Origin of the sequence: Mangrovihabitans endophyticus, from assembly GCF_014646155.1 — a bacterium.
Classification (GTDB): domain Bacteria; phylum Actinomycetota; class Actinomycetes; order Mycobacteriales; family Micromonosporaceae; genus Actinoplanes; species Actinoplanes endophyticus.
Genome location: NZ_BMMX01000092.1, coordinates 1 through 5,004 on the forward strand (window position 1 = coordinate 1; position 5,004 = coordinate 5,004).

The window sequence follows — 5,004 nt, forward strand, 5'->3', positions numbered from 1 at the left end:
GCTGATCGATGTCGGGACACCTCCAGCTACGCACGAATGATCAATCGTTGCCGCCAGATCACGAGTCCGCTCATCGGCAGATCCGCGCGTGCAATCAGGACCGTAGCTGTTGTATAAGCCGGGGTGTCGGCTTGCTCGCGATCAGGCGTGGCCGGTGTCAGGTCTTGATCAGCCAGCGTACGAGCGGGTTGTCGGGTAGGCCTTCGCGCAGGGTGTGGGCTGTTGTGGCCAGGTGCCATCCGGTGAGTGCGCGACCGCATTCACGAATACGCCGGCGCACTGAAACCGCACCGCAAGCATCCCGCGGCCGAGGCATGGTTTGCCGAAGCCCGGGAGCTGCTCGGCCCGGCTTAACCGTCGCGGGCGGAGAGACGGTCCCGCGCGACACCGGTGCTGGCCTGCTCGATCACCAGCCCGTTATGCAGGTACGCCACCCCACCCGAGGCCCGCGCCTGCAACCCGGCCTCAACCCGGTCAGCCGTGTTCGCCGTGAACCGTTCTCGCAGCTGAGAACGATCGACGAACTCGACCGCGTCCAGTTCCTCGGACTGCAAGGCGATCAGTGACAGGTCCGCCACGACACCACCGTCGAACAGGTAGCCGAACCATGCCTTGCGCACCGGGTTGGGCTCGACCCAGTCCAGCACCAGCAGTCGGCCGACAGTCACCTGAAGACCGAGTTCCTCGGCGATCTCCCTGGCGCAACACACGTGTGGTGGCTCGCCAGCCTCCATGATGCCGCCCGGCACGTTCCACCACGCCCGGTAGTTCGGCTTCACCGCCAGCACCGCCGACCCGGCCGGATTCGTGATCAGCGCACTCGCCGACGCCAGAAAGCTCGGCAAGCTCGCATACCATTGCGCCGGTTCCAACCGCTCACCCACCGGCCACACGCTACGCGGCTCCCGCACCGGACATCGGGCCGGTCGGTCGGCACGTGCCGGCTCCCAACTCGCGTATGAGCTCGCGCCCAGGCCGTACGAAGCGATGTCGGCAAGCTCCGACAAAACTCTCGGCACCCACCCCCAGGACTCCAGGGACGGGTTCGAGCGCGTACAGATCGGCATCGGGCTCCGCATGTTGGCCGAGATAGGCGAACACGGCGGCTGCATCCGATGACAGGTTTCGCAGCGACCAGGAGAAGACTGCCGTGATGGCGCTCTGCGGATCGTCGCCGGCGCTGAGCCTCTCAAGTCACTCACGGTGCCCATCTCGCCGGACCTCAGCCCGGCGGTCGGGCCGAAACACCGCTCCCAGCACAGTCCCGGTTTAGCCGCAGAGCTGGGCCACCGACCCCCATCGCTGGGCCTAGCTCTCGATTGCCTCTTCTCGTTCAATCCTCAGCTCTTGGGCAAGACCCGATGCTGCTCTGGCGAGGTCGTCCCAGGGAAAGAGGCTAGCGGCGGGTGCGCCCATGTTCGGGGTGGGCAGGGGCCACCGGCTGGGGTCAAGCATCAGATCCACGCCCCACGAGCGCAGGGACGCCACGCTGGCGATGAACGCCGGGTGTCTGGCGAGCGCGACGTTGGGCGTAGGCACAGCGATGATCGGAAGGCCAAGCCCAATCGCCTCGTTGAGCATGCCCAAAGCGAGGGTGTCGCTCGCGCCTGAGGCCAGCTTGTTGACGGTATTGAAGGTGGCCGGTGCGATGACGAAAGCGTCCGGCGTCGGAAGGGCGTCCGGCTCGTCCGGCTGCTTGTAGTCGTAGCGGACCTTGTGGCCGGTGAGGTCGGCGAGCGCGTCAAGATCCACGAATTTGAGTGCGGACGGCGTGGCGACAACGCACACGTGCCATCCGGCATCATGCATGTCCGTGACGAACGGCGGCAGGTCGGCAGCCGGACGCCCACCACACGCCACGATGTACAACACAGGCTGATCAGCGCTTGGCATTACGCTCCGTCACCCACCTGGGGGTAGTCCAAGTCTCATCGTCGCTCCATGGTTGCGGACGGACCGACGCTTTCTCGATAAAGTCCGCGTGGCAGGGCTAGATTTCCCCACCAATCCAGGTGACCATCTTTGCAAGCTGCTCATTACTACGGCGATGGGACCGCAAGATCATGCGAAGCACCTCTCTGGTAGTAGGCAAGTGGCGGGTCTGCTGGGGGGCGAGCCGCCGAGCCTGGTAGAGGCTATGAAGTGCACCCTCGCTATCACCCGACCAAAGTTGCGCTCGAGACAAGTCAACGAAATGGTGACCCGCCCTGATGGGTGGCAACGAATCGGGTATCTTGATCTGCCTGGCCAATGCTACGGCTCCAGGCCCGTCGCAGAGCTCTATCCGAGTGGCAACCTCGTGGATTTTGACATTCGTCGGCCCAAACGTGAGCTGGTGCCAACCTCCGTCATGATCATCGCCCAGATGTCTTGCAATCCTTTCGGCTTCGGCCAGATGCGCATCCGCCGACTCCGCATTGCCGGCGCGGGCAGCAAGCATGCTGGAGCGCAAATGCAGCGATCCGGAGACTGGCAGCATCACGGCTTCGCGCTCAGTTTTCGAGGGTTGAATGATTGATTGAAGTCGATCCAAGAGTTTGAGTCCAATTTCGTAAGCCCCAGTCTGCAGCATGGATGTGGTGCGCCCCCATGCAGCCAAGGCGCCCATTAGTGGATCCGATGACCGCGATGCCGCCCAGATCAAACGGTCCTCAACGACGCTGGACAAGTCTAGATAACCGGTTTTGTACGTGACTGAGTGTGCTGCGAAAAGACAAATTGTCAGGAGCTCGAAGTATCGTTCCCTCTGCGCTTCCGGAACCGCGTGACTGGCTGCCGTCAACTCCATCATTAAGCCGGGCAAAGTCTGCATGAGCTTTACATGCTGCGCGTTTCGCCTGAGCGTTGCCGCGTTCAAAGTCGCAGCTTTTAGCGTATGCCAGTCTCTAGGGGGTTGTGCGAGTTCCGGCGGGAGGTCCCAGTATGTGAGGGCGTGACGGAGGCCCGGCATGAGTAGATGGACTCGGTCCTGGCTCTGACCGTGCTGGTCGTAAGGCTGGCCAGTCAAGGTCGTTACATCTACCCCAAGGCATTTCGCTGCCGCCGCTACGAATGCAGGAGTCGCATCACGCTTGCCCTGCTCGACTTTACGAACAAGTGAGAGACTGAAGTCAATCCGTGTCGCAAATTGGTCCTGGCTCATACGGTGCAGCTTACGGGCGTCGGCGATGCGCTGACCGATACCTCTCTCGTCACTATAAACTATCACGGCCCCGACCAATCGAAATTAGCTGTTCGCGCTGGATATCTTGCGATTGAATGCCTCGACTTCATCTCCTAAACCTTCGTTCTTCCGCTCGTCTAGCAGACCTGCCGCTCTCGCTTTATCGGAGTTGATCTGATAATTCATGGGATCCTCCTTGCCGTCACTGACAACATGAGCGCCGAAGGGAGCAGCCGCTATCGACGCAACATCGGAGAAGCGGGCGTTAAAGCTCGCTACGTTTAAGATCCCTTGGTGCCTTCGTGCGGCGGCTCTAACGATTGCGCGCGCGGCTTGATCGCGGTGCAGCCAGCCCCGCCAGTGAGTCGGATCGGGTACGGTGACGGTGCCTCCTTCTACGGCTTCGCGTACCCACTTCTCAACTCGATCTCGGCGTAGCCCGCGGTCGTCAACGCCGTAGAGCGCGCCGAATCGGAGCGCAGTCCAGCTAAGCTGCGACGCCGCCGCTAGGGCCGCCTCGCATGATTCCTTGAGGCGCGCATTGGCTGTCACCGATTGAATCGCCGCGTCTTCGTCACACTCTCTGCCAGCTACGTCTCCGTAAAGAGTGCACGACGAGGCGGCAGCGATATGAACGCCGGTGCCGACCACATCGATGACTTCGGTCAGGCGTTCCCGCTCCTGGTGCTTCTCTCCGTCGAGAAGCCAGACAATAGAGCCTTCGCGATCCTTCGATGCGGCAATTTCAGAGAGGAATTCCCGCCAGCCGAAACTCGGAACACCCGGGAGACCCTCTCCATTCCGGCTCACAACGACCGGTCTACCGCCTTCGTTGATCACATGTTTCACCGCTCGCGAGCCGACATAGCCGCGTCCCCCGACGATGTAGATCGCTCCGTCTTCCACGGTTCTCCTCACTGCCGATCATCGACGCAACCGGCCGTTCGCGCCAGGCGCCCTTCGCGATGATCCACGTCGTGTGCCACCCCACCGTAGTCCCGATCGGATCGAAGAGCTTCCGCAGACAGTTGGTGACTATGCGGTGACACCGAACTGTGTCACTTGTCAATCTCACGCGCGTACAGACTCTCCGGTGTCCGACCCGGCAAGAGCGCGCATCGAAGATCAGCAATCTTGCTGGACGTCCATCCTGAGGAGCACCGACAAACGGGAGGCAGCGCGGTGTCAAAAAATTCAGTCCTGTCTCGCCGAGGTGATGCCTGTTCCAACACCCCGGCTCCGAGACAGCGGGAATCTCTCTCGGCGATCAGTCGTGAATGTCCATGCGAGTCAGGCACGGCAGTCCCCAAGAGTGGCCAGGACGCCCAGGAAGTCGGCGACGGCCGCGACTTCAGACTGGTGACGGAAAGCAAGTCGCACACGTGCGACGGTAGCCGCACCTCCAGCGAGGTAACGCCGACATGGCTCACCTAGACCCTCGACTCGGTGCCGCTGATCAGAGCATGGCCGCAAACATACCTACACCACCTTCGTCGGGCATGTCCCCGCGGTACCCGAAAATGGATGCTAGATCCCCCCTGAGCCCGCTCGCTAACGAGTTCTTCCGGTTGGCTCATCACGACGCAACGGGCCGGCTCTTGCTGAGCAGCCCGGTAACGGCCGTCGGACTCAGCGCTTCCCTCCTAGCTGAATTGGCGTTCACGAAGCACATCACGTTCGGCGACGGCAACGTTCTTGCACGGGACGCGGCTCCTCCGGCGGACGCCTTGACGCATCGCGTTCTTGACCTGATCTCTGGCGAATCCAACGGGCACACTATTCGTACCTGGCTCGCGTTCCTGCGTACCTTCGCCTATGAAGCCGTCGCGGAACGGATGACG

At 62.0% G+C, this 5,004-nt stretch carries 5 protein-coding genes; 1 reads left to right on the forward strand and 4 read right to left on the reverse strand.

Annotated features, from left to right (window positions below; translation table 11 throughout):
* Positions 1–350: 350 nt before the first annotated feature.
* The 4 genes from IEY73_RS32380 to IEY73_RS32395 all read right to left on the reverse strand — a co-directional run bounded on the left by IEY73_RS32380 (position 351) and on the right by IEY73_RS32395 (position 4,069).
* Positions 351–884 (reverse strand): NUDIX domain-containing protein, encoded by a 534-nt coding sequence (locus IEY73_RS32380; protein WP_229716385.1) that lies wholly within the window; start codon positions 882–884, stop codon positions 351–353.
* A 424-nt stretch (positions 885–1,308) separates the two neighbouring features.
* Positions 1,309–1,872: a flavoprotein gene (locus tag IEY73_RS32385; RefSeq protein WP_229716386.1), complete on the reverse strand. Its 564-nt coding sequence runs from the start codon at positions 1,870–1,872 to the stop codon at positions 1,309–1,311.
* 118 nt (positions 1,873–1,990) lie between these two features.
* Positions 1,991–3,208: a helix-turn-helix domain-containing protein gene (locus tag IEY73_RS32390; protein ID WP_268240512.1), complete on the reverse strand. Its 1,218-nt coding sequence runs from the start codon at positions 3,206–3,208 to the stop codon at positions 1,991–1,993.
* Positions 3,209–3,226: 18 nt separating this feature from the next.
* A complete protein-coding gene (locus IEY73_RS32395) occupies positions 3,227–4,069 on the reverse strand; it encodes an NAD-dependent epimerase/dehydratase family protein (protein WP_189083167.1) in 843 nt (280 codons plus the stop codon).
* 614 nt (positions 4,070–4,683) lie between these two features.
* On the opposite strand from IEY73_RS32395, the gene IEY73_RS32400 reads away from it, so the two are divergent.
* On the forward strand, positions 4,684–5,004 hold a 321-nt coding region (locus tag IEY73_RS32400), incomplete at its 3' end, for a GOLPH3/VPS74 family protein (protein ID WP_229716387.1).